Origin of the sequence: Mesorhizobium sp. M1004 (assembly GCF_040318795.1) — a bacterium.
Taxonomy (GTDB): Bacteria; Pseudomonadota; Alphaproteobacteria; order Rhizobiales; family Rhizobiaceae; genus Mesorhizobium.
On record NZ_JAMYNB010000002.1, the window covers coordinates 519,687 to 546,371 of the forward strand.

Below are 26,685 nucleotides of genomic sequence, written 5' to 3' on the forward strand. Positions count from 1 at the left end.
GGTGCCGTCATTGCCAGTCTGGTTGACCAGACATAAGGTCCCGTCGCGGCATTGGCAAATCGTAAACCAGGCGGCAGCGGCCTGGCGCAATAGTCGCGAGGTCGGGCAGGCGCGCTGTACGCATCCTTGAGACATGCGATGCGCTTCAAGGAAACGGTGTGCGGGGCATGGATCGATGAGACGGGCTGACCTCGGTTGGAGTGCACTAGCGACCACTGTAGCGCTCCTGGCCTCGCAGCTCGCCGCGCACGCCGACTGGCGCGACCAGATCGGCACGTTTCGCATCGGCATCGTTGCCGACCCGGGCGCCGGCAACACGGTTCCGGGTCTGGCCTTGCTGACTGACGCCTACGGCAAGGCGCTCGGCATGAAGGTGGAATTCGTCGTCGCGCATGACTATGCGGCGCTGATAGAGGCACAGGCCAATGGCCGGATTCAGTACGCGGTCTATTCGGCGACCGCCTACGCCACCGCCTCGGAGCGCTGCGCCTGCGTCGAACCTCTTGTGGCGCCGGTCGATGCCGACGGTGCCACGGGCATCCGCTCCGTGCTTTTGACGCGCGACGGCAGGCTTTCCGATCTCGCGGCCCTGGAAACGCACCTCATCGCCATGGCGCCTTCCGACAATGTCGGCGGTTCGCTTCTACCGCTCGCCGGGCTGGCGGCCGACGGCATCAAGATCAGCCAGAATGCGCCATTCCTCGCTCATGCCGGCTCGGCTGCCGCCGCAGAAGCGATGCTGGTCGATGGCCAGGCCGATGCCGTATTCGGCTGGGAGCGGGCCACGGCGGAAAACCGGACGGGGATTGCTGGCGATCAGCCGGCTGATCCGGACGGCACGGCGGCGCGACTGGAGGCGGCGGGCATTCCAGAAGCCGCGCTCCAGATCATCTGGACCTCCGGCGTGCTCAGATACGGCCCTCACGCCGTCCGCAGCGATCTCGATCCCGAAGCCAAACGCCGACTGACCGTCTTCCTCACCAATCTCAGATCGCAGTCGCCGGAAGTTTACGATTTCGTGGAATCGAAACATTCGGGAGGGTTCACGCTCGCCGCTGCGAGTGACTATGCGATGGCCGCTTCCATCGTGCGCCTGGTGTCAGCCAGCACCGACAGCAGCGCGCAATGAACCGGGTTGAATGGGTAGAACTGCTTCAGCAATCGCTGCAGGGGATCGACGTGGCCCGGCGCGGCCTGAGATAGTAGGTTTCGCTCATCGTTATTTTGCCTTCGTTGAAGGCCGAGATAAATCCGAGCGGCTTTTCGGCGCCTTCCGACCAGGAGATGATCGGTTGGTATTTGAGAGTGGTTTGGACACGAATGAGGAAAGTCCCAGCAATATTGAGCGTTGCCGGAACGGTGGTGGCGGTTGTCGGGTCGGAGTCGCGGCTAGTGATCCCATTCAGCACGCGCCAGGACCACGCCACCTTTGCTTGCGGTGTCGCATTACCCGGATCGGCTTCGATGTCGATTGCTGTAATGAAGATATCGGCGACTGAGCGGTTATAAGGCTGAAGGCTGGAGTTTCCAATCTTCATGATGTCGGTGAGATCTGCGTTGACCACTGACGTTTGCTGCGTGACGAGGTCGGCAACCATGGAACTGATGCGGCTGACCTTCTTGCTGGCCTCGATGGCTTGCGAGGCCTCCATGGTAACGAAATACATGATCAGCAAGACAGGCACGATGAGGGCAAATTCGACCGCCGCTATGCCGCGCCGATCGGCAAAAAACCGCGCCGCTCTCTTCCAGATAACCGACATCCCCGGATGTGCCCCCGCACAAAACATGCACTTTTCCTTTTGCTTACACGTGCAATTTCAGTTGTCGAATGGCTCGTTTTGCCACGTTGTCGTCGCGTAATGCAGAGTCTTGCCGCCATCCATATTCGACATGTATTGAGCCATGAAATCGGTCATGACCGGCCAAGGGTAAAAGACCCGCAGCATGTTCTTTGATTCTGCCGGGCCTATTGTGGGGGTCCCGAAAACCGGCTCCTTGCCTGTATCCGGATCCTTGCCCGTCAGCGTGATGGTCGAGCCGGAAATCGTGAAACCCGCACTGGCTGCCCCGGCAAAGGTCTTGAACGGGCGCAGATCCACCAGCAAACCGGGGCAACCCTTGGCGACAATAATCTCCAGTCTGGCGCAGACCAAGCCCTTCAGCTCCTCGTCCGTTACATCGGCTTGCCTCAACTGGCCAGTACGCAACTGACGGGCGATATCATCGGTGATGTTGGCCATCACCTCCTGTCCGGCGAATGAAACGCAGCTCTCAAGGATGGCGAAGACGAGAGCCGCAAACGGTAACGCAAGCATGGCGAATTCTATCGCGGTGCTGCCGCGCCGATCGCCAAGGAAACGAGGGATAAACTTTCCTCGTCCTGCGCTGGCCTTGCCGATTCCGGGTCTTGAATCCTCGCAATAATCCTCGCCCATATCCGTCCCTGCCGATCCTGATGCGGTACCAGAGACAACATTAGCCAGAACCCATTGAGGTCCGGTTTGGATGACCGTTAAATTTGCCGAGACTGCATTAACCCGCCGCTAACCGAGGCGGCGTTGTCGAGGCCATGAAGCGTCGGGCGCTTACTGCCCAGCGCTCATCTCGGCTTCGGACGACTTTTCCGAGTCGCTCTTGTACGAGCTTTCGCAATAGGGCGTGCAGGACATGGTCTGTACCGAGGCGCGCCTGTAGATACGCACGGACGACGCGTCCTGGCGCACCACGGTCACTTGCTCGTCGACGATCGGGCTGCCATCGTGGTCGAGGACAACCAGGTTGGTGACGCCGAACCCCTTGCCCGTCAGCACGATCGTCGATGCATCCTGGACGGAAGCGTCGGCAATCGCCGGATTGCCGACGACTATGGTGTCGGCGGGGCGTGTCAGTTTGACGATCTTGGCCTGGTTCATCGTCACTTCGATGCCGGCTCCGGCCTTGGCCGGCAGCACAAAAGCCGGGACGGCGAGAAGCGCGACAAGCAGGAATGACGATTTCATGGCAGTCATCAAGGCGCTCCACGGCGGCAAAACTTGTTCAACGGAACATGAAGGAGATTGGTGAACCAACGGTTAAACCGATCGGCGCAGGGATATTCGCACCAATCTTGCTACCAGCTAATATAATAATGCGTCCTGCCGATGGCCGTGAATTTGCAGCTTTCGCGGCCTTTTCACAGGCAGGCGAGCTAGTGTCCAGCGTTTAGTTTACGGTTAACCACACAGGCTGTTCGAAGCGGGAAAGGAATCGGTAAGGCTGTTTATTAAGCCGATTGAAAGAGCTTCTCCGTAGATTGGCAGCATCCGATCAACCACCACAGAAGTTGACGGAAGTGCTGTAACACGTGGAGTAGGAGCTCTCGAATGTCTAATCTCATCGCACGTTTCGCGAAGGACGAATCCGGCGCGACCGCTATCGAATACGGTCTGATCGCCGCTCTCATCGCGCTTGCCATCATGGTTGGCGCTGGTTCGCTCGGCAATGCCCTGAACAACAAGTTCACCACGATCGCCGGCAAGGTGACTAATTCGTAATACCCTTGGTTGCTTTAGAGATAGGGGCCGCCTGATTGGCGGCCCCTATTTCATCGCGTCGAGCGATTTTGAGTACCCAGTCTCATCGATCGTTAATCGTATATGTCTAGGCTGAGGCTGGATACAGTTGGCAACAGGGTGCCGCGCCCATGCTCGAAGCGTTGATCTTCGTCGTCTTTCCTTTTTGCATGCTCTTCGCCGCGACCTCCGACATGCTGTCGATGACGATCGCCAACCGCGTACCGGTGCTGCTACTGGCGGTGTTTGTCCTGGTTGCGCCGCTGACGGGCATGGACTGGGCAACCTATGGCTGGCATTTCGCCGCCGGCGCCTTGGTGCTGGCAGTGACGTTCGGTCTGTTTGCACTGGGCGGCATGGGCGGCGGCGACGCCAAGCTGCTCGCCGGCACCGCCGTCTGGATGGGGTTCAACACTCACCTTGTCGAGTATCTCGTGATCTCAGCGTTTATCGGGGGACTGCTGACGCTCGCCATCCTCCTCTACCGGAAATCGCCGCTGGCGATCTACACCAGCCACAGTCCATTCCTGCGCCATTTCGCCGACGACACGACCGGCGTTCCCTACGGCATTGCACTCGGCATTGGCGGGCTGCTAACCTATCCGGACTCACCCCTGATGGCATGGGCGCTGGCAAGGCTGGCGATCTGAGACAGCAAGCCTTCCTTGCCGCTCCTGCATCGATCTGAAAAGAGGCGGCTTGGCCGCCTCTTTTGTTGGTCGGAGCACGGGTCCATCCAATTTATGTAAACCTTAAATTAATCACGATCGTAAGCATTGTATTAACCTTGTTTTGACGATTGCCGCTGCAAAGTCCGGCCTGGCTAGGTGGTTGCCTAAAGGCGAGGGTTCGGACAGATGCCAGCATCCCGACTGATCATTCTGGGCGTGGCGGTGGCCGCGGCGGGTGGTGCAGGTTATGTTGCCAAGAATATGGTGGCGGTCCCGCCCCAGCAGGTCGTCGTCGATGCCCCGCAGGCGCCGGCCATCGCCTTGCAGGATGTGCTCGTGCTTTCCGGCGACGTGCCTATGGGAAGCCCGCTTGAAAACAATCTCAGCTGGGAGTCCTGGCCGTCCGATGGCATCAATGCGAATTTCATCACCCGTGCCGCCGAACCCGAAGCGCGGGAGAAGCTGAAGGGCTCCGTCGCCCGCATGGCGATGTACACCGGTGAGCCGCTGCGGCGCTCCAAGCTGATCGGCGAGGGGCAGAGCTTCATGTCTTCTATCCTGCCCACCGGCATGCGTGCCGTCGCCACCGCGATCTCGGCGGACACGTCGGCAGGCGGCTTTATCCTGCCTAACGATTTTGTCGACGTCATCATGACCCGCAGATCCGACACCGGCAACGGCGGTAGCGGATTCACCACTGAGACCATCCTCAAGAACATCCGCGTCCTGGCGATCGATCAAACCATCCAGGAGGACGAGGAAGGCAAGAAGACCAGGGTCGGACAGACGGCGACGCTGGAGCTGACGCCGCAGCAGGCCGAGATCATCACCGTCGCCCAGCAAATGGCCGATCGCCTGACGCTGGCGCTGCGCTCAATCACCGACAACCAGGAAAAGGGTACCGATGAAGCCGACTACCTCGTTTCCGGCAATGGGCGGCGCGGAACGGTGCGGTTGATCAAATCGGGCGAAGTTTCCGAAGTAGGGGCAAGGAAATGAGGTTAGTCGCTAGACTGCCGGTCACCACGGCTGCGGCCATCGGCCTGCTTTTTCTCGGAGCCCATGCAAGTGGCCTTGTCGACGCCAAGGCCGCCGGAAAGAGCGTCGGGGTCACGGCCTCGTCGGCCACGCAACGTGTCAAGCTTGGCCTCAACAAATCGGTGGTCATCGATCTGCCGAGCGACGCCTACGACATCCTGGTCGCCAACCCCGCGGTCGCCGATGCGGTGACCCGCACCGCAAGGCGGATCTATCTGTTCGGCAAGTCGGTGGGCGAAACCAACATCTTCGTCTTCGGTCCCAATGGCGAGCAGATTGCCAGCCTGGATCTGGCCGTCGAACGCGACGTCGCCGGATTGGAAGACTACCTCAAGCGCTTCCTTCCGAATGCCGAGATCAAGGTCGAATTGCTGAACGACAACGTCGTCCTGACCGGGGTGGTGGACACGCCGCTCGATGCCAAGCGCGCCGTTGACCTGGCAACCATCTTTGTGTCCGGCGGTGAAGCGACGACCGGCCAGTATTCGCAGACCGCGGCCGGCGGCAATGCTAATGGCGGCGTCGACATCAACAATCCGGATACCGAACGCCGGGTCTCGAAGATCGTCAACCTGCTGCAGATCATCGGCGACGACCAGGTGACGCTGAAGGTGACCGTGGCCGAAGTCAGCCGCTCGGTGATGAAGCAGCTCGGCGTCAACATGGTCGGCAGTGGCGGCAGCAACGGTATCAGCTACGGCGCAATCAGCGACAATTTCACCGGCCTCGGCAAGCAGCTGTCGAATTCGGGCTTCAATATCGGCTCCTCGGGGCTGCAGGCCTATATCAACGCCATGGAGCAGTCCGGGGTCATGAAGACCCTGGCCGAGCCGACCTTGACCGCCGTATCAGGCGAGAAGGCGACCTTCAAGGTCGGTGGTGAATACAACATGGTGAGCAGCGTCAGCGCGAACGTATCCACCGACAACCAGACTGGCCTGAAGACCTATACTCTCGACAAGATCGAGTACGGCATCGGCCTGGAATTCCAGCCGGTGGTGTTGTCTCCCGGTCGCATCAGCCTGAAAGTCAGAACCTCGGTTTCCGAGCCGACAACGGAGGGATCTGTGTCGCTCTCCTCAGGCGTAACGAGTCCCGGCACGAACGTCCTGTCGCTGCGCAAGCGTCTTGCCGATACGACGGTGGAATTGCCCTCTGGGGGCTCCATGATGATCGCCGGCCTGGTTCGCGACGATGTCAGGCAAGCCGTCAACGGCTTGCCTGGACTGACAAAGATTCCCGTGCTCGGGGCGCTCTTCCGCAGCAGGGATTTTGTGCGCAACGAGACCGAACTCGTCATCATCATCACCCCCTATCTGGTGAAGCCGGTGGCACGCAACGACCTCGCCAAGCCGGACGACAATTTCAACGCCCCGAGCGATGGGGCCGGCATGTTCCTTGGCCGGGTCAATCGCGTCTACGGCACCATGCAGACCGACAAGCCCAACGGCCGTTATCACGGTGTTGTCGGCTTCATCTATAAGTGAGCGGGGAAGTGGACATGTCTCAGTCAGCATTGAAGGCAAGCACGTTCGCTACAACGATGCGTGCCGGGCGTTCGCGGATCTGCCGGCGAGCCGTCCCAGTCCTGGCGGTTGTGGCGGCAGCGCTGCTGGCCGGCTGCGCCCATCGTGACAGCATCACGGTAGGCGCCATTCCGGACGATTATCGCACCACGCATCCGATCGTGATCGCGGAGAAGAACCAGAAGATCGACCTGCCGGTCGGCGCTGGCGACCGCGGTATGACCGGCTCCCAACGCGATACGCTTCTGGGTTTTCTGGATGGCTATGACAGAAGTGCCGCCCCGACGCTGACGATCCAGATACCGAGCGGATCGGCCAACGAGGTCGCCGCGACGGCCGCCGGTCGCGATTTCGCCAGGCTGGCGGTTGCCAGCGGCATCAAGCGAAACCGGATCGTCGTGACCTCCTACCAGTCGGTTTCCCCCGAAGCCTCGGCGCCTATCCGGGTCTCCTATATTTCGGTGAGAGCCCAGACCGACAAATGCGGGCGCTGGCCCGCAGACATTCTCGAGTCTTCGGAAAACAAGCACTACGCCGATTACGGCTGCTCGTCTCAGAACAACCTCGCCGCCCAGCTTGCCAATCCGGCCGATCTGCTCGGGCCGAGAAAGTCGTCCGATATCGACGCCGAGAACCGCGGCGCGGTGATCGACGTCTATCGCGGCAGAGGTATTTCGGACGAGTTCCTCGGCAATTCGGAAGTGACGTACTAGGAGCGCCAGTCCCGCGTAGAGACTGGAAAGAGAAGTCACGGAAAAGAGCATGACGATGAGCAATCTTGCCTACGACACGCCCGGAGACGGCGGCGACAGCTCGCAATCGGATATTGCCGCGATGCAGGCGCTGCGGCCGGTGCCGCGTATTTCTATCCAGGCATTTTGCGAGACGGAAGGTGTCGCGCATCCGGTGGAGCGGGCCGGCGAGGATCGCCGCATGGCCAAGGCGCATCTGAAAGTGCATATGGGCGGCATCGCCACGGCGATCGAATTCTACCAGTCGGCGCCGACGCCGAACCTGATCCTGCTGGAATCGCGCAGCGAACCGAAGCAGTTGCTGGAGCAGCTTGCCCAGCTTTCCGAATATTGCGATCCCTCCTCGAAAGTCGTGGTGATCGGCCACTACAACGATGTCGGTCTTTACCGCGAACTCATCCGCTTCGGTATTTCCGAATATGTCATCGCGCCGGTGTCGATGGCCGATATCGTCTCCGTGGTGTCATCGATCTTCGTCGATCCGGAAGCCGAGCCGATCGGCCGCTCGATCGCCTTCATCGGCGCCAAGGGCGGCGTCGGCTCCTCGACCATCGCCCACAATGTAGCGTGGGCGATGTCATCGCTGTTCAAGTCGGAAGTGGTCGTCGCCGATCTCGACCTGGCTTTCGGGACGGCCAACATAAATTTCGACCAGGACCCTGCGCAAGGCATCGCCGAAGCCGTATTTTCGCCCGAACGCGTCGACGAGGTCTATCTCGACCGTCTGCTTGCCCAGTGCGCCGAACATCTGTCGCTGCTCGCCGCGCCCTCCACACTGGAACGTGTCTATGATTTCGATCCCGATGCCTTCACGCAACTCATCGATACCGCCCAGCGCAGCGTGCCGCTGCTGGTGCTCGACGTCCCCCATATCTGGACGGGCTGGACCAAGAACACACTGATCAAGGCCGACGAGATCGTCATCACGGCGACGCCGGAACTGGCCAATCTGCGCAACACCAAGAACCTGGTCGATATGCTGACGAGGCTTCGCCCGAACGATCCGCCGCCGAAGCTGATCATCAACCAGGCCGGCGTGCCGAAACGGCCCGAGATTTCCGCTTCCGACTTCGCCGAGCCGCTCAGCCTCACGCCGATGTCGGTCATCGCCTTCGACCCGTTGTTGTTTGGAAATGCCGCCAACAACGGCCGCATGCTGGGCGAGATGGATGCCAGGAGCCCGGTCGTCGGCATGATCAACGAAATCGCGCATGTCCTGACCGGTCGCAGCGAAATCAAGGCCAGGAAGAAGGCAGGCCTTGGCGGCCTGCTCGGCAAGCTCTCGCGTAACAAGAAATGACGCTCCCCTCCAAATCAAGAAGTAGAGCATGATGTCGTTCGAAAACCGCTTCGGCATCATGTTCTGGACGGAATTGGTAGTCGATCATGTTTGGTAAAAGAGGCTCCGACGACGGCGGCCGGTTCACCCCGGAGTTCCGTCAGCCAGCACCGGCGCCATCGGCGCCGGCCACTGCAACGCCTGCGGACATGGCGGTTCTTGCCCGGCCCGCGGCAGCGCCGCCGGTCGGAGCGCCGGCAACGCCGCCAACTCGCCGTGCCGTTGAGGCGCCGTCGATGGCGCCGGAGCCGACAAAAAAGATCCAGCGCGAAAAAAGTGAAACCTACTACGACACCAAAAGCCAGGTCTTCTCCGCGCTCATCGACACCATTGACCTGTCGCAACTCGCCAAGCTCGACCCCGAGAGCGCGCGCGAGGAAATCCGGGATATCGTCAACGACATCATCGCCATCAAAAATTTCGCAATGTCGATCGCCGAGCAGGAAGAGTTGCTCGAGGACATCTGCAACGATGTGCTGGGCTACGGCCCGCTGGAGCCGCTGCTGGCCCGCGACGATATCGCCGACATCATGGTCAACGGCTCCAAAAACGTCTACATCGAAGTCAATGGCAAGGTCGAACAGACCGGCATCCGCTTCCGCGACAATCAGCAGCTGCTCAACATCTGCCAGCGCATCGTCAGCCAGGTTGGCCGCCGCGTCGACGAATCGAGTCCGATCTGCGACGCCCGCCTACCCGACGGCTCCCGCGTCAACGTCATCGCCCCGCCGCTCTCCATCGACGGCACCGCGCTCACCATCCGCAAGTTCAAGAAGGACAAGCTGACGCTCGATCAGCTGGTCAAGTTCGGCGCCATCTCGCCGCAGGGCGCCGAGATCCTCAAGATCATCGGCCGCGTCCGCTGCAACATCGTCATCTCCGGCGGTACCGGCTCCGGCAAGACGACGCTGCTCAACTGCCTGACCAACTATATCGACCGCGAGGAACGCGTCATCACCTGCGAAGACTCGGCCGAACTGCAACTGCAGCAGCCGCACGTGGTGCGTCTCGAAACCCGCCCGCCCAATCTCGAGGGCGAAGGCGAGGTGACCATGCGCGACCTGGTCAAGAACTGCCTGCGCATGCGGCCCGAACGCATTATCGTCGGCGAAGTGCGCGGACCGGAGGTTTTCGACCTGCTGCAGGCGATGAACACCGGCCATGACGGGTCGATGGGAACGATCCACTCCAACAGCCCGCGCGAATGCCTGAACCGTATCGAATCGATGATCGCCATGGGCGGCTATTCGCTGCCGCAGAAGACCGTGCGTGAAATCGTCGTCGGCTCCATCGATGTCATCATCCAGGCAGCACGCCTTCGCGACGGCTCGCGCCGCATCACCCACATCACCGAGGTGATCGGCATGGAAGGCGACGTCATCATCACGCAGGATATCGTGCTCTACAACATCAAGGGCGAGGACTCGAATGGAAGGCTGCTTGGCGAGCACGTGTCGACCGGCATCGGCCGTCCGCACTTCTGGGATCGCGCCCGCTACTATGGCGAGGAACAGCGCCTCGCCAATGCGCTGGAATCGATGGAGAAACGCGCTGACTGACGCATATCGAGGTTGGAAGCAATTCCAGGAGAAGTGTGAAGCGGTTTTCCCGGGAAAAGCGCGTAGCGCTTTCCCTTGGGAATTGCGTCAAAACAAAGCGATAGCGCATATCGCCGTTTCCTTGAAACGGCGATATGCGCTGGGGACCGAGGTCGATGTTCGGAATTGACACCACCGTACTGGCGTTCATCGTGCTCGCCGGCTTCAGCGCCGGTGCGGTCGCCTATGCCTTCCTGTTCACGAAGATGAGCAACGAGAAGCAGGCCGGCAAACGGCTCGAGACGATCAAGGCGGCCGAGACCGATCGTTCGGTCGTCAAGGCTTCGCGCGACCGTGTCGCGGAGGCGGTCAAGCGGCGTAAATCTGTCCAGGATACGCTGAAACAGCTCGACGAAAAGCAGAAAACCAACGAACTCGCCGTCAAGAAGCCGCCGTTGAAGGCCCAGATTCGTCAGGCCGGCATGCAGGTCTCGATCGAGCGTTTCTATATCTACTCCGTCATTTGCGGGATCGCGCTGACGGTGCTTGCCCATCTCGCCGGCGCGCCGCTTCTGGTCCTGCCGGGCGCGCTGCTGGCGGGGGCGCTCGGCCTGCCGCGCTGGTTCGTCTCGTTTCGCCGCGCGCGCCGGGTCAAGGCGTTCCTCAACGAATTTCCCAACGCCCTCGACATCATCGTGCGCGCCGTCAAATCCGGCCTGCCGCTCAACGACGCCATTCGCCTGATCGCCAGTGAATCGCCGGAGCCGGTCAAGACCGAGTTCCGCCGGATTGTCGATTCACAGCAGATTGGCATGTCCATCCCCGATGCCACCTTGCGCATGGCTGAAACCATGCCGTGCAGCGAGGCAAGCTTCTTCGGCATCGTTATCCAGATCCAGTCACAGGCCGGCGGTAATCTCTCCGAGGCGCTTGGCAACCTGTCGCGCGTGCTTCGCGATCGCAAGAAGATGAAGGCCAAGGTCCAGGCGCTTTCCATGGAAGCCAAGGCGTCGGCCGTCATCATCGGCGCGCTGCCTTTTGTCGTCGCCCTTCTCGTCTATCTGTCGAGCCCGAACTACATCATGCCGCTGTTCACCACCAGCACCGGCAATCTGATCCTCGGCTGTTCCGGCGTCTGGATGTCGATCGGCATTCTGGTGATGCGCAAGATGATGAACTTTGAAGTTTAGGCCGACCTTGGAAAGCTCGAAACGAAAAGACTGAAAACGAATGACCGACCAAGTCGTAAAATCGCTCACCGATCCTGCCTTCCTGATAGCGTTGCTGGTTGGCATTGCGGTGTTCGCGACCGTCTTCACGGTGCTGCCGGCCCTTGGTGGCAATCAGCTCAAGACGCGCATGAGATCGGTGGCGCTGGAGCGTGACGAATTGCGCGCCAAGCAGCGCGCGCGGCTTGCCAATGAAGCCGATCGTCGCCGCAAGGGGCTGCGCGAAGAGCAGTCGATCGGCATGCGCAACATCGTCGACAGGCTGGACCTGCGGCGTGCGTTGGCCGATGAAGGCACGTTGCAGAAGCTCAAGGTGGCGGGCTTTCGTGGCCAGAACCCGCTGACGCGCTTCCTGTTCTTCCGCCTGATCCTGCCTTTTGTCGGTTTCGCGCTGGCAGGGATCTATCTGTTCGTGCTCGGCGGACTGCCGGACCGGCCGGCCTTCGTGAAACTGTTCGTCTGCATCCTTGTCGCCTACGCGGGTTTCTACGCGCCGATCCTTTACGTCAACAATCGTGCCGCCAAGCGCAAGCAGTCGATCCAGGCGGCGTGGCCGGATGCGCTGGACCTGATGCTGATCTGCGTCGAATCGGGCATGTCGGTCGAGGCTGCCTTGCGCAAGGTCTCCGAGGAGATCGGTTCGCAGTCGGTGGCGCTGGCGGAGGAATTCGTGCTGACCAACGCCGAACTCTCTTATCTGCAGGAGCGCAGGCAGGCTTATGAAAACCTCTCGGCTCGTACCGGCCTGGAATCGGTGAAGTCAGTGTCCCAGGCGCTGGTCCAGGCCGAACGCTACGGCACCCCCGTGGCGCACGCATTGCGCGTGCTGGCCTCGGAAAGCCGCGACATGCGCATGAATGCCGCCGAGAAGAAGGCCGCCGCCCTGCCGCCGAAGCTTACCGTGCCGATGATCCTGTTCTTCCTGCCGGTTTTGTTCGCCATCATTCTGGGCCCAGCCGGCATTCAGGTCAGTCAGCGCGGCATCTTCGGCGACCAGCACAATTCCTCAAGCCAGTAGGCCTCGTTTGCAGCCGTACAAAAGAGCCGCACTGCCAATGCAGTGCGGCTCTTGGTTTTCAGCGTTGATGCGTGGACGGATTTGCGCTGTGCGGAGCCGGCGCCCATGCGGCGCTCAGTTGGTCGCCGGCTTTGCCTTGTCCTGATCCTTGAGTTGGCTCCAGGCGTTCTGCTGGGCAAGCATCTGGCGAAGATAGGCTACATTGGCTTGCGCCTGTTCGGGCGAAAGCTCCTGCGAGGCGATCTTCTCGGCCTCGTCGAAGCGGCCCTGCAGTCCCACGACCAGCGCAAGGTTCTGGCGCACCCGGCTGTCGGCATTCGGTTGCCGGGCTGCCGAGCGCATATAGGTCTCGGCGGTGCGCAGATCGCCTTCCAGCACATAGGACATGCCGAGATTGGAAAGGATCGAGGGTTCGTTCGGCTTGAGGTCCAGCGCCTTGCGGTAGTTCTGGCGCGCTTCATCCTTCTGCCCGAGCTGGTCGAGGATGGCGGCCTCGGCGGACATCAGCCGCCAGTCCGGATATTCCGGTGTCTGCGCCCGGCGCACGGCGTCGAGCGCAGGCTCGAACTGGCCGTTGGCGGCCAGCGCCTTGCCGTAGGCGGCAAGCACGTCGCGGTCCTTGGGGTAGGCGATCGCCAGCTTGCGCATCACGGCAAGCGACTGGTCGGCATCGCCGTCCATCTGGAGCGCCGCCGCAAAATTTGTCGCCAGCCGCTTGTCGTTGGGGTTCTTTGCGTAGGATTCGCCCAGCCGCCCGGTCGCCCCGTGCAACTCGCTGGCCGACATGGTTTCCAGCGGTTTGCCGCTGGTGCGCCCGATCGAGCCGGTCGTGAGCTTGCTGGTTCCGCACCCCGCAGCACCGGCCGCCAGCGCCATCAGCAGTGCCGTGGTGACCAACCGTTTGCCCGTGACGTTCATCCTGCGGTTGGTGGGCATCGGCACGGGGCTCTCCATTCCTGCGCGTGGCCATTCACGTGGCCATCTTCATCCCCGCAGAAATATTCTGTTAACCCTAACGGACAGTTAAAAAGTGAGCCGTCGGATCGGTGAACGGCCCGCCGGAAGCCTTTGGCCTGGCATGTCCAATGTCCGGCTCTGTGCATAGGTGTTGAAATCATTCGACGTCCCTGTCACTTGACTGAGGACGATCTGCAAGCCTCCCGGAGACCATCGAATGCCTGTCGAACTCATCGAGACACTAAGCACTGCCTTGCCGGTCCATCTGGTCGCGAGGGATGGACTGGAGGCTTTGGCGCTTTCGCCTTCCACGATCGCATGGGCGGCCGCCAACGGCTTTTCCGGCGAAGCCGGCAGGACGCTGGCCCTGCCCGGCGACAACGGTTCCCTTGCCGGCGCCTTGTTCGGCGTCGGTGATGGCGAGGGGGCGCTGGCCGTCGGCATGCTGGCGAGAGCCTTGCCGGAAGGCGACTGGCATTTTGCCGCCGCTCCAGCCGAGCCGGAACTCGCGGCCATAGGCTTGGTGCTCGGCGGCTATGTCTTCACTCGCTACGGCAAGAAATCAGGCAAGGCGTTGCGTTTTGCGCTGCCGTCCGGCGCCGATGCGGGTCGTGTCCGGCGCATCGCCGACGGCGTCTTCCTGGCGCGCGACCTCGTCAACACGCCGACCAGCGACATGGGACCGGACGAGTTGGAGAAGGCCGTGCGGACCCTGGCGGCCACTCACAAGGCCGAGGTGTCGGTGATCAAGGGGGATGATCTCCTGAAGCAGAATTTCCCGATGATCCATGCGGTCGGCCGGGCCTCGGTCGGAGCGCCGCGCCTGATCGACATGGTTTGGGGACCGGAAGGCGCGCCGAAGGTGACGCTGGTCGGCAAGGGTGTCTGTTTCGACACTGGCGGCCTCGACATCAAGCCTTCGTCGGGCATGCTCTTGATGAAGAAGGATATGGGCGGCGCCGCCAATGTGCTTGGCCTGGCCTCTATGATCATGGCTGCCGGGCTGAAGGTCCGGCTGCGCGTCCTGATCCCGGCGGTCGAGAATTCGATTGCCGGCAACGCCTTCCGGCCTGGAGATGTGCTGACCAGCCGCAAGGGCATTACCGTCGAGATCGGCAACACCGACGCCGAAGGGCGGTTGGTGCTGGCCGATGCGCTGGCGCTGGCCGATGACGAGGAGCCGGAACTGCTGATCGACATGGCGACGCTGACCGGGGCAGCGCGTGTCGCGCTCGGCCCCGATCTGCCGCCTTTCTACACTGGCGACGAAACGCTGGCGTCCGAACTGGCTGCGGCCTCCATGGCCGTCGAGGATCCGTTGTGGCGCATGCCGTTGTGGCGGCCCTATGACGCCAGGCTGGCGTCGAAGATCGCCGACATCAACAATGTCACCACCGACGGCTTCGCCGGTTCGGTCACCGCGGCGCTGTTCCTCAAGCGCTTTGTCGAACGGACAACGGGCTGGGCGCACTTCGACATCTTCGCCTGGAACCCGTCCGATCGCCCCTATGGACCCGCCGGCGGCGAGGCGCAAGGCATCCGTGCACTGGAGCGGGTCATTTCGAGGCGCTATGCCTGACGCCCTGAGACCGCCACCAAAACTGAAACGGAACCGAAACAATTTGCCGTCATGCTCGGGCGATGTCGATTTCGATGCGTCCGAGCCAGGCGATGCGGCTGTGGCAGCAGGTGATGCTGTCGCAGGTGCGCGCCGGCGCGCCAGATCTCACCATGCGCCAGACGGCGATCCTGTTCACCATCTATCTCGACCCGCCGCCGCACACGGTGCGCGGTCTAGCCGCCCGCCTCAATGTCACCAAGCCGGTTATCACCCGCGCGCTCGACACGATGGGTGCGCTGAAACTGGTGTCACGCCATCGCGACGAGCTCGACAAGCGCAATGTGCTGATCCGGCGCACGGTCGAAGGCGCGCTCTTTGTCGAGCGCTTCGGGGATGGTATCGTTGCCAGGGCTCATGAACTGCCCATCTGATCAATCCATGAATTAGAACGAGTACCGATTTGACTGCCAGGGATGCCCGCCTCCACGCCTTCCGTTCCGACCTCGCCGATGCAAGGCTGAAAGGGGAGGTTTCGGCCGATCGCTTCGTCACCGGCCGTCCGGCTCGGATCACGGCCTCCGTGGCTGACGTGCGCAAGGCACCGCGCCCGGATGCCGGCGTCAACACGCAGGTACTGTTCGGCGACGATGTGCTTGTCTTCGAGGAAGCCGAAGGCTGGGCCTGGGTCCAGGCCGAACGCGACGGCTATGTCGGCTACGTCGGCGCCACCATGCTGGGCGCACGCGAGCATGCGCCAACCCACATCGTCACGGCGCCGCGCACTTTTCTCTATCCAGGCCCGGATCTGCGCTTTCCGATCAGCGGGCAATTGTCGATGGGCTCGACGGTGACGGTGACGGGCGCTGCCGAAACGCGCGGCACGCACTATGCGCTGTTGCCTTCCGGCGAGGCGCTGATCGCCGGCCATGTGCGCCCGGTCAGCGATATCGCCGCCGACTGTGTCTCGGTCGCCGAGATGTTTATCGGCACGCCCTATCTCTGGGGCGGCACCTCCGGCTTCGGCATCGACTGTTCTGGCCTCGTGCAACTGGCCATGCGCATGGCCGGCCGCAATGTGCTGCGTGATTCCGACATGCAAGCGGCAGGCCTCGGCGAGCCGCTCGATCCGGGACCCGATTATGCCGGGCTGAAACGCGGTGACCTCGTGTTCTGGAAGGGGCATGTCGCGGTGATGACCGACGCCGAGACCATGATCCACGCCAACGGCCACACCATGCTGGTCTCGCGCGAAGGGCTGAAGGAGGCGATCGGCCGGATTGGGTATCTCTATGGCGGGCCGACGGGCTTTCGGCGGCCGTAGCGCCTCTTCCTTCGGCCCGTTCACGGGGAGAAGGTGCCCGAAGGGCGGATGAGGGGCGGCGCCAGCGATTGAAAGCTCGCGCTGTCCCTCACCTGCCTGCCGGCATCCTCTCCCCGTACGGGGTGAGGACAACTCACCCGATCACCTTTTGTTCCGATTTTGCTTGGCGATCGCGCGCCGTCGCGCTACCTCTTTCGCGTGACCGAGCAGCCGCGCCTTGCCAAACAAAATGCCGCCGTCCTTCTGCCCGAGCCATTCATCAGATGGTTTGGCGAAAAAGGCTGGTCGCCGCGCGCTCACCAGATCGAGCTGCTGGCGAAGGCTCAAGCCGGGCAATCGGTGCTCTTGATCGCACCGACCGGCGCCGGCAAGACACTGGCCGGCTTCTTGCCATCGTTGACCGAACTGGCCAACCGTCCCAGGCGTAAACCCGGTCAGGCGCGGCGCGGCATCCATACGCTCTACATTTCGCCGCTGAAGGCGCTGGCCGTCGACATCGAGCGCAATCTCGGCAAACCGGTCGCGGAGATCGGCCTGCCCGTTACCATCGAGACGCGCACCGGCGACACGCCTTCCCACAAGCGGCAGCGCCAGAAGCTGGCGCCGCCCGATATCCTGCTCACCACGCCCGAGCAATTGGCGCTGCTGATTGCGGCCGGCGATGCCGGGCGCTTCTTCGAGGATCTGCGCTATGTCGTGCTCGACGAGTTGCATTCGCTGGTGACATCGAAACGCGGCCATCTGCTGGCGCTCGGGCTGGCGCGGCTGCGCAGCATCGTGCCCGGCCTGCAGACGATCGGTCTGTCGGCAACGGTGGCCGACCCCGACGAGTTGCGGCGCTGGCTGGTGAGCCAGAATCCGCCCAAAGGCCTGGCAAGTCCCGATATGTCTGAACTCATCGTCGTAACCGGCGGCGCGAAGCCCGAAATCTCGATCCTCGATTCGGAAGAGCGCGTGCCATGGGCCGGCCATTCGGCGCGCTATGCGACGCCGGAAATCTATCGCGAGATCAAGCGCCACAAGACCACCCTGCTGTTCGTCAACACCCGCAGCCAGGCCGAGCTGCTGTTTCAGGAATTGTGGCGGGTCAACGAGGATACCTTGCCGATCGCGCTGCATCACGGCTCGCTCGATGTCGCCCAGCGCCGACGCGTCGAGAAGGCGATGGGGGAAAACGCGCTCCGTGCCATCGTCGCCACCTCGACGCTCGACCTTGGCATCGATTGGGGCGATGTCGATCTGGTCGTCCATGTCGGCGCGCCCAAGGGCGCCAGCCGGCTGGCGCAGCGCATCGGCCGCGCCAATCACCGCATGGACGAGCCGTCGAAGGCGATCCTGATCCCGGCCAATCGTTTCGAAGTGCTGGAGTGCCGGGCAGCGCTGGACGCCAACTATCTGGGCGCCCAGGATACGCCGCCGCTGGTCAATGGCGGGCTCGATGTGCTGGCCCAGCATGTGCTGGGCTGCGCCTGCGGAGCGCCGTTTCGCGCCGACGATCTCTACGAGGAAGTGCTGACAGCAGCGCCCTATGCCAGCCTCGACCGGCCGACATTCGACCGCGTCATTGATTTCGTCGCCACCGGCGGCTACGCACTGAAGAACTACGAGCGCTACGCCCGCATCCGCCTCAACAAGGACGGCATGTGGCGGGTCTCCAATCCCCGCGTCGCGCAGCAATATCGGCTGAACGTCGGCACCATCATCGAGGTGCCGGCGCTCAATGTGCGTTACATCAAGGCCGGCAGCAAAGGCTCGGCTTCGCACGGCGGCCGGGCTCTGGGCAAGATCGAGGAGGCCTTCCTCGAAACGCTGACGCATGGCGACACCTTCATGTTTGCCGGCAAAGTGCTGCGCTTCGAAGGCATCCGCGAGAACGAATGCTTCGTCTCGAATGCGCCGGGAAGCGACGCCAAGGTTCCTTATTATGGCGGCGGCAAATTTCCGCTTTCGACTTACCTCGCCGAGCAGGTGCGCGCCATGCTGGACGACCCGCAGCGCTGGAAGAAGCTGCCCGAGCAGGTATCGGACTGGCTGCGGTTCCAGGCCAACAAATCGGTATTGCCCAAACGCGACGACCTCTTGATCGAGACCTTTCCGCGCGGCAACCGTCACTATCTCGTCGCTTATCCTTTCGAGGGCAGGCTGGCGCACCAGACGCTCGGCATGCTGCTCACCCGCCGGCTGGACAGGGCCGGCGCCAGGCCGCTTGGCTTCGTCGCCACCGACTACGCATTGGCCATCTGGTCGCTGGGCGATATGGGCGCGATGTTCAAATCGCGGAAACCTTCGCTTGGCGCTCTGTTCGACCAGGACATGCTGGGCGACGACCTCGAGGCTTGGCTGGCCGACAGCTGGCTGCTCAAGCGCACCTTCCGCAACTGCGCGCTGATTTCAGGCCTGATCGAGAAACGTCACCCCGGCCAGGAGAAAAGCGGCCGCCAGGTCACCGTCTCGACCGATCTGATCTATGACGTGCTGCGCAGCCATGAGCCCGACCACATCCTGCTGCAGGCGACGCGCGCCGACGCGGCGACCGGTCTGCTCGATGTCAGCAGACTTGCCGACATGCTCTCGCGTATCCAGGGTCGAATCGTGCATAAGGCACTCGAACAGATATCGCCGCTGGCCGTGCCGATCATGCTCGAAATCGGCAAGATGCCGGTGAACGGCGAGGCCGACGAAACGCTGCTGATGGATGCCGCGACTTTGGTCGAGGAAGCCATGGGTCCTGGGATGGTTGAGGAATGAATTTTTCGCTGGCGCGGGCATCGCTGATCGCCGAGGCCGACTTTGTCGGCATCGCGGGCGAGCGCGCGGTCTGTGATTCGCGCGGCGTGCTCTATTTCCCCGATCTGAGGCTGCTCGCGGTCTCCGACCTGCATCTGGAAAAGGGCTCGTCCTTCGCCAGGCGCGGCGCACTGATCCCGCCCTACGATACCGGCGCCACTCTGCTCCGGCTGCAGGCGGTAATCGCGGACTATCAGCCGGCCATCGTCATCAGCCTGGGCGACTCCTTCCACGACGGCGGCGGCGCCGAGCGCATGCATCAAACCTTCCGCGATCGGCTGGAAGCATTGATGGCCGGCCGCGACTGGTTCTGGGTCGCCGGCAACCATGACCCGGAAGCGCCGGCGGATTTGCCCGGCGAGACGGTGCGCGAACTCGCCATCGGCTCGCTGCTGTTCCGCCACGAGCCGTCGAAGATAAGAACCGAGGGCGAAGTTGCCGGCCATCTTCACCCTTGCGCCCGCATCGTCCAGCAGGGCCGCTCGGTGCGGCGGCGCTGCTTTGCCGGCGATGGCGGCCGCATGATCATGCCGGCCTTCGGCGCTTATACCGGCTCGCTCAACGTGCTCGACCGCGCCTATGCCGGCCTGTTCCGCCGCGAGACGTTGATAGCTTATATGATGGGCGCCGCGCGCATCTTCGCCATTTCCGGTTCGATGCTGCGGCCGGGCTGAGTTTCTACGGTATAAGCACGGTTGCGCCTGTCGTCTGCCGTGCTTCGAGCCGGCGGTGCGCCTCCGCCACTTCGGCAAGCGGCATGCTTGTGTGCACCGGGATTTTCACTGCGCCGCTGAGGACGACGCTGAACAGATCCTCGCTCATGGCGACGACGTCCTCACGCCTGGCGAGATGATGGAACAGCAACTGCCAGGTGGCGAACAGCGAACCCTTTTGCATCAAAAGCATGATGTCGAATGGCGGGATCGACCCCGACGCTGTGCCGTAGCTGACGAAGGTGCCGAACGGCCGCAGGCAGTCGAGCGAGGCGGGGAAGGTCGCGTTGCCGACGCCGTCATAGACGACGTGGCAGCCTTCGCCGTTGGTGACCTCTTTCACCCGTGCGGCGAAATTCTCTTTGCTGTAGTCGATGACATGGTCGCAGCCATTGGCGCGCGCAAGTTCGGCCTTTTCGGGTGAACCGACCGTGCCGATGACGGTCGCGCCGAGATGTTTGGCCCATTGCGTCAGGATGAGGCCGACGCCGCCCGCCGCGGCATGCACCAGGATGGTATGGCCCGCCTCGACGCGAAACGTGCGGCGCAGCAGATATTGCGCCGTCAGCCCTTTCAGCATCATCGCCGCACCTGTCTCGAAATCGATGGCGTCGGGCAGATGCACGACGAAATGCGCGGGCACGATGCGTTCTTCGGCATAGGCGCCGAGCGTCTCGACATAGGCGACTCGGTCGCCAGGCGCGAAGCCGCTGACGCCTTCACCGACGGCGACGATTTCGCCGGCGCCTTCATTGCCGGGAATGAATGGCAGAGCGGGCGGCGCGTATTCGCCGGTGCGAAAATAGATGTCGACGAAGTTGAGGCCGACCGCCCGGTTGCGCACGCGCACGTCGCCCGGTCCGGGCTGGCCGATGTCGACATCTTCGTAGGCGAGCATATCTGGCCCGCCATGGCGGTGAACACGGATCGCTTTCATGGTTTCTTCCCTGCGCTGTTCTCTTGAGTGTGAGATAGCGCGTGGCGAGATATCATTGTAGACTGATACCTATGACATCAGAGTTCAAACAAAATGATATCTGAGCAGATCGGCCTCGACCTTCTCCGCACCTATGTCGCGGTCTGCCGGCAAGGTAGCCTGAGCAGGGTCGCCGCGCAGACCGGCAAGACCCAATCGGCGATGAGCATGCAGATGCGCCGGCTGGAGGGCCTGCTCCAACGGCACTTGTTCCAGCGCACCGGCCGCGGTGTCGTACCGACTGCGGCGGGAGAGCTCTTTCTGGGATACGCGACCCGCATCCTCGCTCTCGGCGACGAAGCGGTGGCGCGTCTGCAGCAGGCTAGCATTGGCGGCGGCGTGCGTATTGGTCTTGCCGAAGAGGTCACCACGGCCGCGCTTTCGGCCGCGCTTGGGCGGCTGCATCGCACCTATCCCGACATCAGCCTCGACGCGATGGTCGAGCACAGCGTTGCGCTGGGACGGCTGTGGAGCGAGGATGCGCTGGATGTCATGATTGCCCCGACATCCGTCGTCGCGGCCGATGCCGTGACGACATGGAACGTCGAACTGCAGTGGGTCTGCGCCCAGGACTATGTGCTGGACCATGACCGGCCACTCGATCTCGCCGCCTTCGGCGCAACCTGCCCTTGGCGCAGGCGGATGATCGAGGCGCTGGTCGCCGCCGGCCGGGAGCACCGGATCGTCCTGTCGTGCCAGAGCGTCACCGGCCTTCAGGCCGCGATCGAGAACGGACTGGGCGTTGGACTGCTTCCGCCCGAATCCGTGCGCACTGCTTCGATGCGGGTGCTGAAGACGTCAGCCGGCCTGCCCGAGCCGCTCACGGTCCAATACGGCCTTTACGCGCACGACCGCAGGACAGCTGTAATCGATGCCGCGATCGAAATCCTGCTTAAGGATTTGCCGGCGGCGCCACGAGCACGGGCCGCCTGACGGCGGGACGCTCTACCGGCCGTAATAGAGGGTGACGGTGTGCTTGGCCTCGGCGAAGAACAGCCAGCGCTCGACCAGCATGCCGGCGAACTGGACGGTTGCCGCAAGCACCGACAGCACCGCTGCGAATGGCCAGGGCAAAGCGAATAAGACAGAAAGCAGCAGCAGGGCAGGCAAGGCGAAAGCCAGCAACTGCGTGATCAGCCGCAGCTTTGCACCGTGCTTGCGGGCGATGCGAAAGCCCATTTCCTTGAGCAGGTAGTTCTCCTCGGTGTGCGGCCATTCCAGCGAGCGCACCGTCCCTCCGGCGAGGCCTGTCGCCGTGTTGGCGGTGGTCGCGATCTCCAGCGCGTCATTGTATCGCCACGTCGCCAGCTTCCAGCCCCAGCCGAGCAAGGTCAGCAGCAGGGCGGCTACCGCAACGGCGGTCGGGCTGATGGCGAAAGCCTGCAGCAGCGCGTTCAACAGCACGCTGCCGGTCATCGCCGAAAAGATGAGATAGCCCGGCAGCGTATACGGGCTATGCCACTGCGCGATCGGCTTCAGCGAGGCATAGATCATGCCGGTGGTGCAGACGGTGACGATTGCGCCGATAGTTGCGAGAAACCCGGCGATGGCCATCCAGCCTCCGGTGCGGCCAAAAAACACCCAGCCGATGCCGAACAGCCCGGCGGGAATGAAGGTCGCGACCGACGATACACCCTCGCGTGACAGCCAGGAGCTACGCCATTGCGAAAAGGCGCGCCAGGCGCGTTCGGGCCGGCCAAGATGGCCGGTCGACGACAAAAGGCCGGCAGCAATCAGGCCAAGCGCCAGCCCCATGCCGATAAGGCCGGGCCAGAAATGGGCCGGGATAAAACCCAGTCCGCCAAGCACGCCAAGCAGCGCCAGCAGTCCGTAGCCCGCTCCTGTGGCAGTTGTGAAGAAGACGACGGAAAAGGCTGGATGCATTGGTCAGTTCGAAAGCATGCGGTCGATCCAGCCGAGAAAACCGCCTTCGGCCGTGACTGGCTCGAGCCTTGGCGCCGGCACCGATGCGGCGCGCTGGGCGCGCGGCGGCAGATATTTGTTGGTCGGTTTGTAGCCCATCTCCGGCATCAGGTCGACGCCGCGACGCTCCGCCACCAGTTGCGAGACAGCCGACGAGGGATCGCCGAGATCGCCGAAATGCCGGGCGCTGGTCGGGCAGGCGGCAACGCAGGCCGGCACGCGGTCTTCCTCGGCCAGATTGTCATTGTAGATGCGATCGACGCAAAGCGTGCATTTCTTCATCACGCCGACATCGGTGTCGAATTCGCGCGCGCCATAGGGGCACGCCCAGCTGCACAGTTTGCAGCCGATGCATTTGCTTTCGTCGATCAGCACGATGCCGTCCGACGCCCGCTTGTAGGACGCGCCGGTCGGGCAGACAGTGACGCAGGCAGGCGTCTCGCAATGCAGACAGGAGCGCGGAAAGTTGACCGTGCGCCCGCCCGCCTCGGTCGTGTGCTCGTAGCTGTGCACGCGGTTGAACCAGACGCCGTCGACACGGCCGCCATAGGGGTCGATGTCGGTCAGTGGCGCCATGTGGCCGCCGGTGTTCCACTCCTTGCAGGCGGTGACGCAGGCCTGGCAGCCGACGCAGGTGTCGAGGTCGATGACTAGGCCAAGCTTCTTGTCTGTATGGGCGGGAAGGCAGGTCATTCCACGGCTTCCCTATGGACGCGGAACTCGGCGCCGAAGCGAAGGATGTCGGGCGAAGGCTCGACATTTGGCGGCTGGCTGAAACGCTCGAATTGCGGTTCGGTGAAGCCGGCTTCCTCATCAGAGCATTTGACAATGCGTACCCTGAGGTCGAACCACGCCGCCTGGCCGGTCACCGGATCGGAATTCGAATAGCGTTTGCCTTTCGCGTCAGCCGATGTCTGGTCGCCGATAATGTGGTTGAGCAGGAAGCCGCGGTTGGTCTCGGCAGCGTTGTCCTTCAGACCCCAGGCGCCGCGCCTTTTGCCGATGGCGTTCCAGGTCCAGACCGTATCCGCATTGACGCCGTCGACCAGCTTGATCTGCCCCTTAACCCTACCGTTGATGCTCTCGATCCACACCCAGTCGTCGTCGACAAGACTGAGATCTGCCGCGGTCTTGTGGTGCACGAACAGGCGGTTCTGACTGGTGATTTGCCGCAGCCACGCATTCTGCGAGCCCCAGGAATGATACATGTGCATAGGCCGCTGCGTCAGCGCATGCAGCGGGTATTTATGCGGATCGACGGCGGCCTCTTCGAACGGGGTAAACCAGAACGGCAGCGGATCCATATAGGTCTCGATGCGCCGGCGTTCGCTCTCGGGCGGCTGGACGCGACCATGACCGCGCGCGGCGAGGCGAAAGCGCTGCATCGGTTCGCAATAGAGCTGGAACACGATCGGCTCGGCCTTGGGGATGAACCCCATCTGCTCTGCGAAGTCGAGATAGGAGCGGTTGGCCATCTTGTAATAGCGCTGGTCCTCAGCAAAATCCTGGTGCCAGAAGCCGCCATTGCCGATGTAGCGCTGCAACTGGTCGGGATTGACTTCGCCCTTGCCGACGGAAGTGCCGTCCTTGCCGCGCCAGCCGGCCAGCGGGCCGATGCCCGGCGTGCGTTCGTGATTGACGATGTAGTCGGCATAGTCGGCATATCTGGCCGAGCCATCGTCCTCGACGAAGCCGGGCAGGCCAAGCCGAGCGCCAAGTTCGATCAGCACCGATTGGAACGGCCTGACATCTCGGTCCGGTTCGACCACCGGATGGCGGATCGCGTCGCCCGGCCCGTCGGCATGGCTGATCGGCCGGTCGAGCAGGCTGATGCAGTCGTGACGTTCGAGATAGGTGGTGTCGGGCAGCACCAGGTCGGCGAACGGCACCGTCTCGGAATAATAGGCGTCGGAATAGATGATGAAGGGGATCTTGTAGTTACCCGCTTCGTCATGGTCGGTGAGCATGGCAATGGTCTCGACGGTGTTCATCGAGGAATTCCAAGCCATGTTCGACATGTACATCATCAGCGTGTCGATCGGGTACGGGTCACCGGCCCACGCATTTCGGATGACCGTATGCATCAGCCCATGCGCGGCGAGCGGCGCATCCCAGGAGTAAGCCTTGTCGATGCGCAAAGGCGTGCCGGCCTCGTCGACCAGGAGATCGTCCGGCCCGCAGACGAAGCCGAGCGGCATGCCGTCGAGCGGCGTCATCGGCCTGACCACCTTGCCGGCCGGCTTCGGTCCCGGCGGCGCCGAGCGCGGGTAGGGGGGCTTGAAACGGAAGCCACCGGGCACGTCCACCGTGCCGAGCAGCACCTGCAGCAGGTGGATGGCACGGCAGGAGTGAAAGCCGTTGGAGTGGGCCGAGATGCCGCGCATGGCATGCATCGACACCGGCCGTCCCTTGATCGTCTCGTGCCGCCGTCCGGCCCAGTCGGTCCACGCAACCGGCAGTTCGATCGTCTGTTCGAAGGCGACGTGGGCGAGTTCGGCAGCGATCCGGCGGATGGTGTCGGCCGGAATGCCGCATCGTGCCGCGACCGCATCGGGTGCGTAGCTGTCGTCCATGTAGCGGTCGGCGATAAGCCGGAACACCGGCACGCAACGGCGGCCGGCGAACGTGAAGCTGCCGGTCAGCGCCGGTTTCGCATCCGCATCGGCTGCGTTGACGGTTGTCTTCGCCACTCTGTCCCAGGCGAGAAGATTGTTGTCGCTGTCGCGCAGGAACAGCCCGTCGTCCGCCGCACCCGGCTCCTGGACGACCAGCACATGGGCGTTGGTGTAGCGCAGCAAATAATCGAGATCGACGCGGCCTGCCTTCAGCAGTTCATGGATTAGGGCGAAGACGAAGAGGCCGTCGGTGCCGGGCCGGATCCCGATCCAGTCGTCGGCAATGGCGTTGTAGCCGGTGCGACAGGGGTTGATCGACACCACCTTGGCGCCGCGCGCCTTGAGTTTACCCAAGCCGATCTTGATCGGGTTGGAATCATGGTCCTCGGCGACGCCGAACAGCATGAAGTATTTCGTATTGTCCCAGTCCGGCTCGCCGAACTCCCAGAACGAGCCGCCGATCGTGTAGAGCCCGCCGGCCGCCATGTTGACCGAGCAGAAGCCGCCATGGGCGGCGAAGTTCGGCGTGCCGAACTGGCTCGCCCACCAGCCGGTCAGCGACTGCGACTGGTCGCGCCCGGTGAAGAAGGCGAGCTTTTTCGGATCGGTCCGGCGGATATGCGATAGCCGCCCGGTCGCAATCGAAAACGCTTCCTCCCACTCGATCTCGCGGAATTCGCCCGAGCCGCGCAGGCCGCTGCGCAACAGCGGCTTCTTCAGCCGCGCCGGGCTGTAGTGCTGCATGATGCCGGAGCTGCCCTTGCCGCAGATTACGCCGCGGTTAACCGGATGGGCCTTGTTGCCGTTGATGTAGCGCACCTTGCCGTCCTTGATGTGGACGTCGATGCCGCACCGGCAGGCGCACATATAACAGGTGGTCTTGGCGATGCTGTCGGAGATAGCGGGCGAGGTGTCGACGCCGTCGCCTTCATCAGGCGCGCGTGTATCGCCAAGCGGCCGTTGCGACGGTGCGGAATTGGCTCCGCGCGGCGCAGCTGGGTTCATGATGCCGGCGTGCTTTTGCTACCTGCGAATTTGGCCCGCGTCTTCGGTCCGGGGCCACGCATATAGTGTTCTTCAGGATGATATCGATCGCCGGCCAGCCGCCGCCTGAGGCCACGGGTCCAATGCGCAAACAGGGATCTGAACCGCCCGATCATTTTGTTG

25 protein-coding genes are annotated in these 26,685 nt (G+C 62.7%); 16 read left to right on the plus strand and 9 right to left on the minus strand.

Features of this window, described 5'->3' with window-relative positions; translation table 11 throughout:
* The first annotated feature begins 175 nt into the window (after positions 1-175).
* Positions 176-1,129, plus strand: a complete 954-nt coding sequence (locus NKH54_RS06645; RefSeq protein ID WP_353027902.1) for a PhnD/SsuA/transferrin family substrate-binding protein — start codon at positions 176-178, stop codon at positions 1,127-1,129.
* Positions 1,130-1,154: 25 nt separating this feature from the next.
* Here NKH54_RS06645 and NKH54_RS06650 read toward each other — a convergent pair whose 3' ends face one another.
* The 3 genes from NKH54_RS06650 to NKH54_RS06660 form a co-directional block, all read right to left on the minus strand.
* Positions 1,155-1,763, minus strand: a complete 609-nt coding sequence (locus NKH54_RS06650) for a TadE/TadG family type IV pilus assembly protein (protein WP_245264030.1) — start codon at positions 1,761-1,763, stop codon at positions 1,155-1,157.
* 57 nt (positions 1,764-1,820) lie between these two features.
* Positions 1,821-2,438 (minus strand): TadE/TadG family type IV pilus assembly protein, encoded by a 618-nt coding sequence (locus NKH54_RS06655; RefSeq protein ID WP_353027903.1) that lies wholly within the window; start codon positions 2,436-2,438, stop codon positions 1,821-1,823.
* Between the two features lie 150 nt (positions 2,439-2,588).
* Positions 2,589-3,011, minus strand: coding sequence for a pilus assembly protein N-terminal domain-containing protein (locus NKH54_RS06660; RefSeq protein ID WP_023681988.1), 423 nt, complete (start codon positions 3,009-3,011; stop codon positions 2,589-2,591).
* 354 nt (positions 3,012-3,365) lie between these two features.
* Here NKH54_RS06660 and NKH54_RS06665 point away from each other — a divergent pair, with 354 nt between their 5' ends.
* From NKH54_RS06665 to NKH54_RS06705, 9 genes are all read left to right on the plus strand, one after another.
* A complete protein-coding gene (locus tag NKH54_RS06665) occupies positions 3,366-3,536 on the plus strand; it encodes a Flp family type IVb pilin (RefSeq protein ID WP_023669585.1) in 171 nt (56 codons plus the stop codon).
* A gap of 149 nt (positions 3,537-3,685) precedes the next feature.
* Positions 3,686-4,204, plus strand: a complete 519-nt coding sequence (locus tag NKH54_RS06670) for an A24 family peptidase (RefSeq protein WP_353027904.1) — start codon at positions 3,686-3,688, stop codon at positions 4,202-4,204.
* Between the two features lie 207 nt (positions 4,205-4,411).
* Complete coding sequence (gene cpaB, locus NKH54_RS06675) at positions 4,412-5,224, plus strand: Flp pilus assembly protein CpaB (RefSeq protein ID WP_353027905.1); 813 nt, start codon at positions 4,412-4,414, stop codon at positions 5,222-5,224.
* Positions 5,221-6,750, plus strand: a complete 1,530-nt coding sequence (locus NKH54_RS06680; RefSeq protein WP_353027906.1) for a type II and III secretion system protein family protein — start codon at positions 5,221-5,223, stop codon at positions 6,748-6,750. The genes cpaB and NKH54_RS06680 overlap by 4 nt, the downstream gene beginning before the upstream one ends.
* 14 nt (positions 6,751-6,764) lie before the next feature.
* On the plus strand, positions 6,765-7,502 hold the full coding sequence (locus NKH54_RS06685; protein ID WP_023711428.1) for a CpaD family pilus assembly protein: 738 nt from the start codon (positions 6,765-6,767) through the stop codon (positions 7,500-7,502).
* 55 nt (positions 7,503-7,557) lie between these two features.
* Positions 7,558-8,841 carry a CpaE/TadZ family protein gene (locus NKH54_RS06690; RefSeq protein WP_023696715.1) on the plus strand — a complete coding sequence of 428 codons (1,284 nt, stop codon included), beginning with the start codon at positions 7,558-7,560 and terminating at the stop codon, positions 8,839-8,841.
* Positions 8,842-8,927: 86 nt separating this feature from the next.
* Positions 8,928-10,439: a TadA family conjugal transfer-associated ATPase gene (locus NKH54_RS06695; protein ID WP_353027907.1), complete on the plus strand. Its 1,512-nt coding sequence runs from the start codon at positions 8,928-8,930 to the stop codon at positions 10,437-10,439.
* Between the two features lie 155 nt (positions 10,440-10,594).
* Positions 10,595-11,608, plus strand: coding sequence for a type II secretion system F family protein (locus tag NKH54_RS06700; protein WP_353027908.1), 1,014 nt, complete (start codon positions 10,595-10,597; stop codon positions 11,606-11,608).
* 40 nt (positions 11,609-11,648) lie between these two features.
* Positions 11,649-12,665: a type II secretion system F family protein gene (locus tag NKH54_RS06705; RefSeq protein ID WP_023826811.1), complete on the plus strand. Its 1,017-nt coding sequence runs from the start codon at positions 11,649-11,651 to the stop codon at positions 12,663-12,665.
* 114 nt (positions 12,666-12,779) lie between these two features.
* Here the strand turns inward: NKH54_RS06705 and NKH54_RS06710 are convergent, their stop codons facing one another.
* Entirely contained in the window at positions 12,780-13,601 is an 822-nt protein-coding gene (locus NKH54_RS06710) for a tetratricopeptide repeat protein (protein ID WP_023826810.1), read from the minus strand.
* Positions 13,602-13,839: 238 nt separating this feature from the next.
* Here NKH54_RS06710 and NKH54_RS06715 point away from each other — a divergent pair, with 238 nt between their 5' ends.
* The 3 genes from NKH54_RS06715 to NKH54_RS06725 all read left to right on the plus strand — a co-directional run bounded on the left by NKH54_RS06715 (position 13,840) and on the right by NKH54_RS06725 (position 16,504).
* Complete coding sequence (locus tag NKH54_RS06715) at positions 13,840-15,201, plus strand: leucyl aminopeptidase family protein (RefSeq protein WP_023751937.1); 1,362 nt, start codon at positions 13,840-13,842, stop codon at positions 15,199-15,201.
* 62 nt (positions 15,202-15,263) lie between these two features.
* On the plus strand, positions 15,264-15,614 hold the full coding sequence (locus tag NKH54_RS06720; RefSeq protein WP_023669596.1) for a MarR family winged helix-turn-helix transcriptional regulator: 351 nt from the start codon (positions 15,264-15,266) through the stop codon (positions 15,612-15,614).
* Between the two features lie 29 nt (positions 15,615-15,643).
* Positions 15,644-16,504, plus strand: a complete 861-nt coding sequence (locus NKH54_RS06725; RefSeq protein ID WP_023826809.1) for a C40 family peptidase — start codon at positions 15,644-15,646, stop codon at positions 16,502-16,504.
* Between the two features lie 141 nt (positions 16,505-16,645).
* Here NKH54_RS06725 and NKH54_RS06730 read toward each other — a convergent pair whose 3' ends face one another.
* Positions 16,646-16,840 (minus strand): hypothetical protein, encoded by a 195-nt coding sequence (locus NKH54_RS06730; RefSeq protein WP_245261392.1) that lies wholly within the window; start codon positions 16,838-16,840, stop codon positions 16,646-16,648.
* Between NKH54_RS06730 and NKH54_RS06735 the strand changes: the two genes are divergently transcribed.
* The gene (locus NKH54_RS06735; protein ID WP_353027925.1) at positions 16,748-19,252 is read left to right on the plus strand and encodes a ligase-associated DNA damage response DEXH box helicase; all 2,505 of its coding nucleotides are present in this window, start codon (positions 16,748-16,750) and stop codon (positions 19,250-19,252) included. The two genes, NKH54_RS06730 and NKH54_RS06735, sit on opposite strands and share 93 nt — an antisense overlap.
* Positions 19,249-19,965, plus strand: coding sequence for a ligase-associated DNA damage response endonuclease PdeM (gene pdeM / locus NKH54_RS06740; RefSeq protein WP_023669598.1), 717 nt, complete (start codon positions 19,249-19,251; stop codon positions 19,963-19,965). The genes NKH54_RS06735 and pdeM overlap by 4 nt, the downstream gene beginning before the upstream one ends.
* 4 nt (positions 19,966-19,969) lie before the next feature.
* Here pdeM and NKH54_RS06745 read toward each other — a convergent pair whose 3' ends face one another.
* Positions 19,970-20,941 (minus strand): quinone oxidoreductase family protein, encoded by a 972-nt coding sequence (locus NKH54_RS06745; protein ID WP_023688710.1) that lies wholly within the window; start codon positions 20,939-20,941, stop codon positions 19,970-19,972.
* Between the two features lie 93 nt (positions 20,942-21,034).
* Here NKH54_RS06745 and NKH54_RS06750 point away from each other — a divergent pair, with 93 nt between their 5' ends.
* The gene (locus NKH54_RS06750; RefSeq protein WP_023688709.1) at positions 21,035-21,913 is read left to right on the plus strand and encodes a LysR substrate-binding domain-containing protein; all 879 of its coding nucleotides are present in this window, start codon (positions 21,035-21,037) and stop codon (positions 21,911-21,913) included.
* A 12-nt stretch (positions 21,914-21,925) separates the two neighbouring features.
* On the opposite strand, the gene NKH54_RS06755 is transcribed toward NKH54_RS06750, so the two are convergent.
* The 3 genes from NKH54_RS06755 to NKH54_RS06765 are packed head-to-tail and all read right to left on the minus strand — an operon-like array spanning position 21,926 to position 26,523.
* Complete coding sequence (locus NKH54_RS06755; protein WP_023692554.1) at positions 21,926-22,864, minus strand: dimethyl sulfoxide reductase anchor subunit family protein; 939 nt, start codon at positions 22,862-22,864, stop codon at positions 21,926-21,928.
* 3 nt (positions 22,865-22,867) lie between these two features.
* The gene (locus NKH54_RS06760; protein ID WP_353027909.1) at positions 22,868-23,596 is read right to left on the minus strand and encodes a 4Fe-4S dicluster domain-containing protein; all 729 of its coding nucleotides are present in this window, start codon (positions 23,594-23,596) and stop codon (positions 22,868-22,870) included.
* Positions 23,593-26,523 carry a molybdopterin oxidoreductase family protein gene (locus NKH54_RS06765; RefSeq protein WP_352444011.1) on the minus strand — a complete coding sequence of 977 codons (2,931 nt, stop codon included), beginning with the start codon at positions 26,521-26,523 and terminating at the stop codon, positions 23,593-23,595. Before NKH54_RS06765 ends, NKH54_RS06760 begins: the two co-directional genes overlap by 4 nt.
* Between the last annotated feature and the right edge of the window lie 162 nt (positions 26,524-26,685).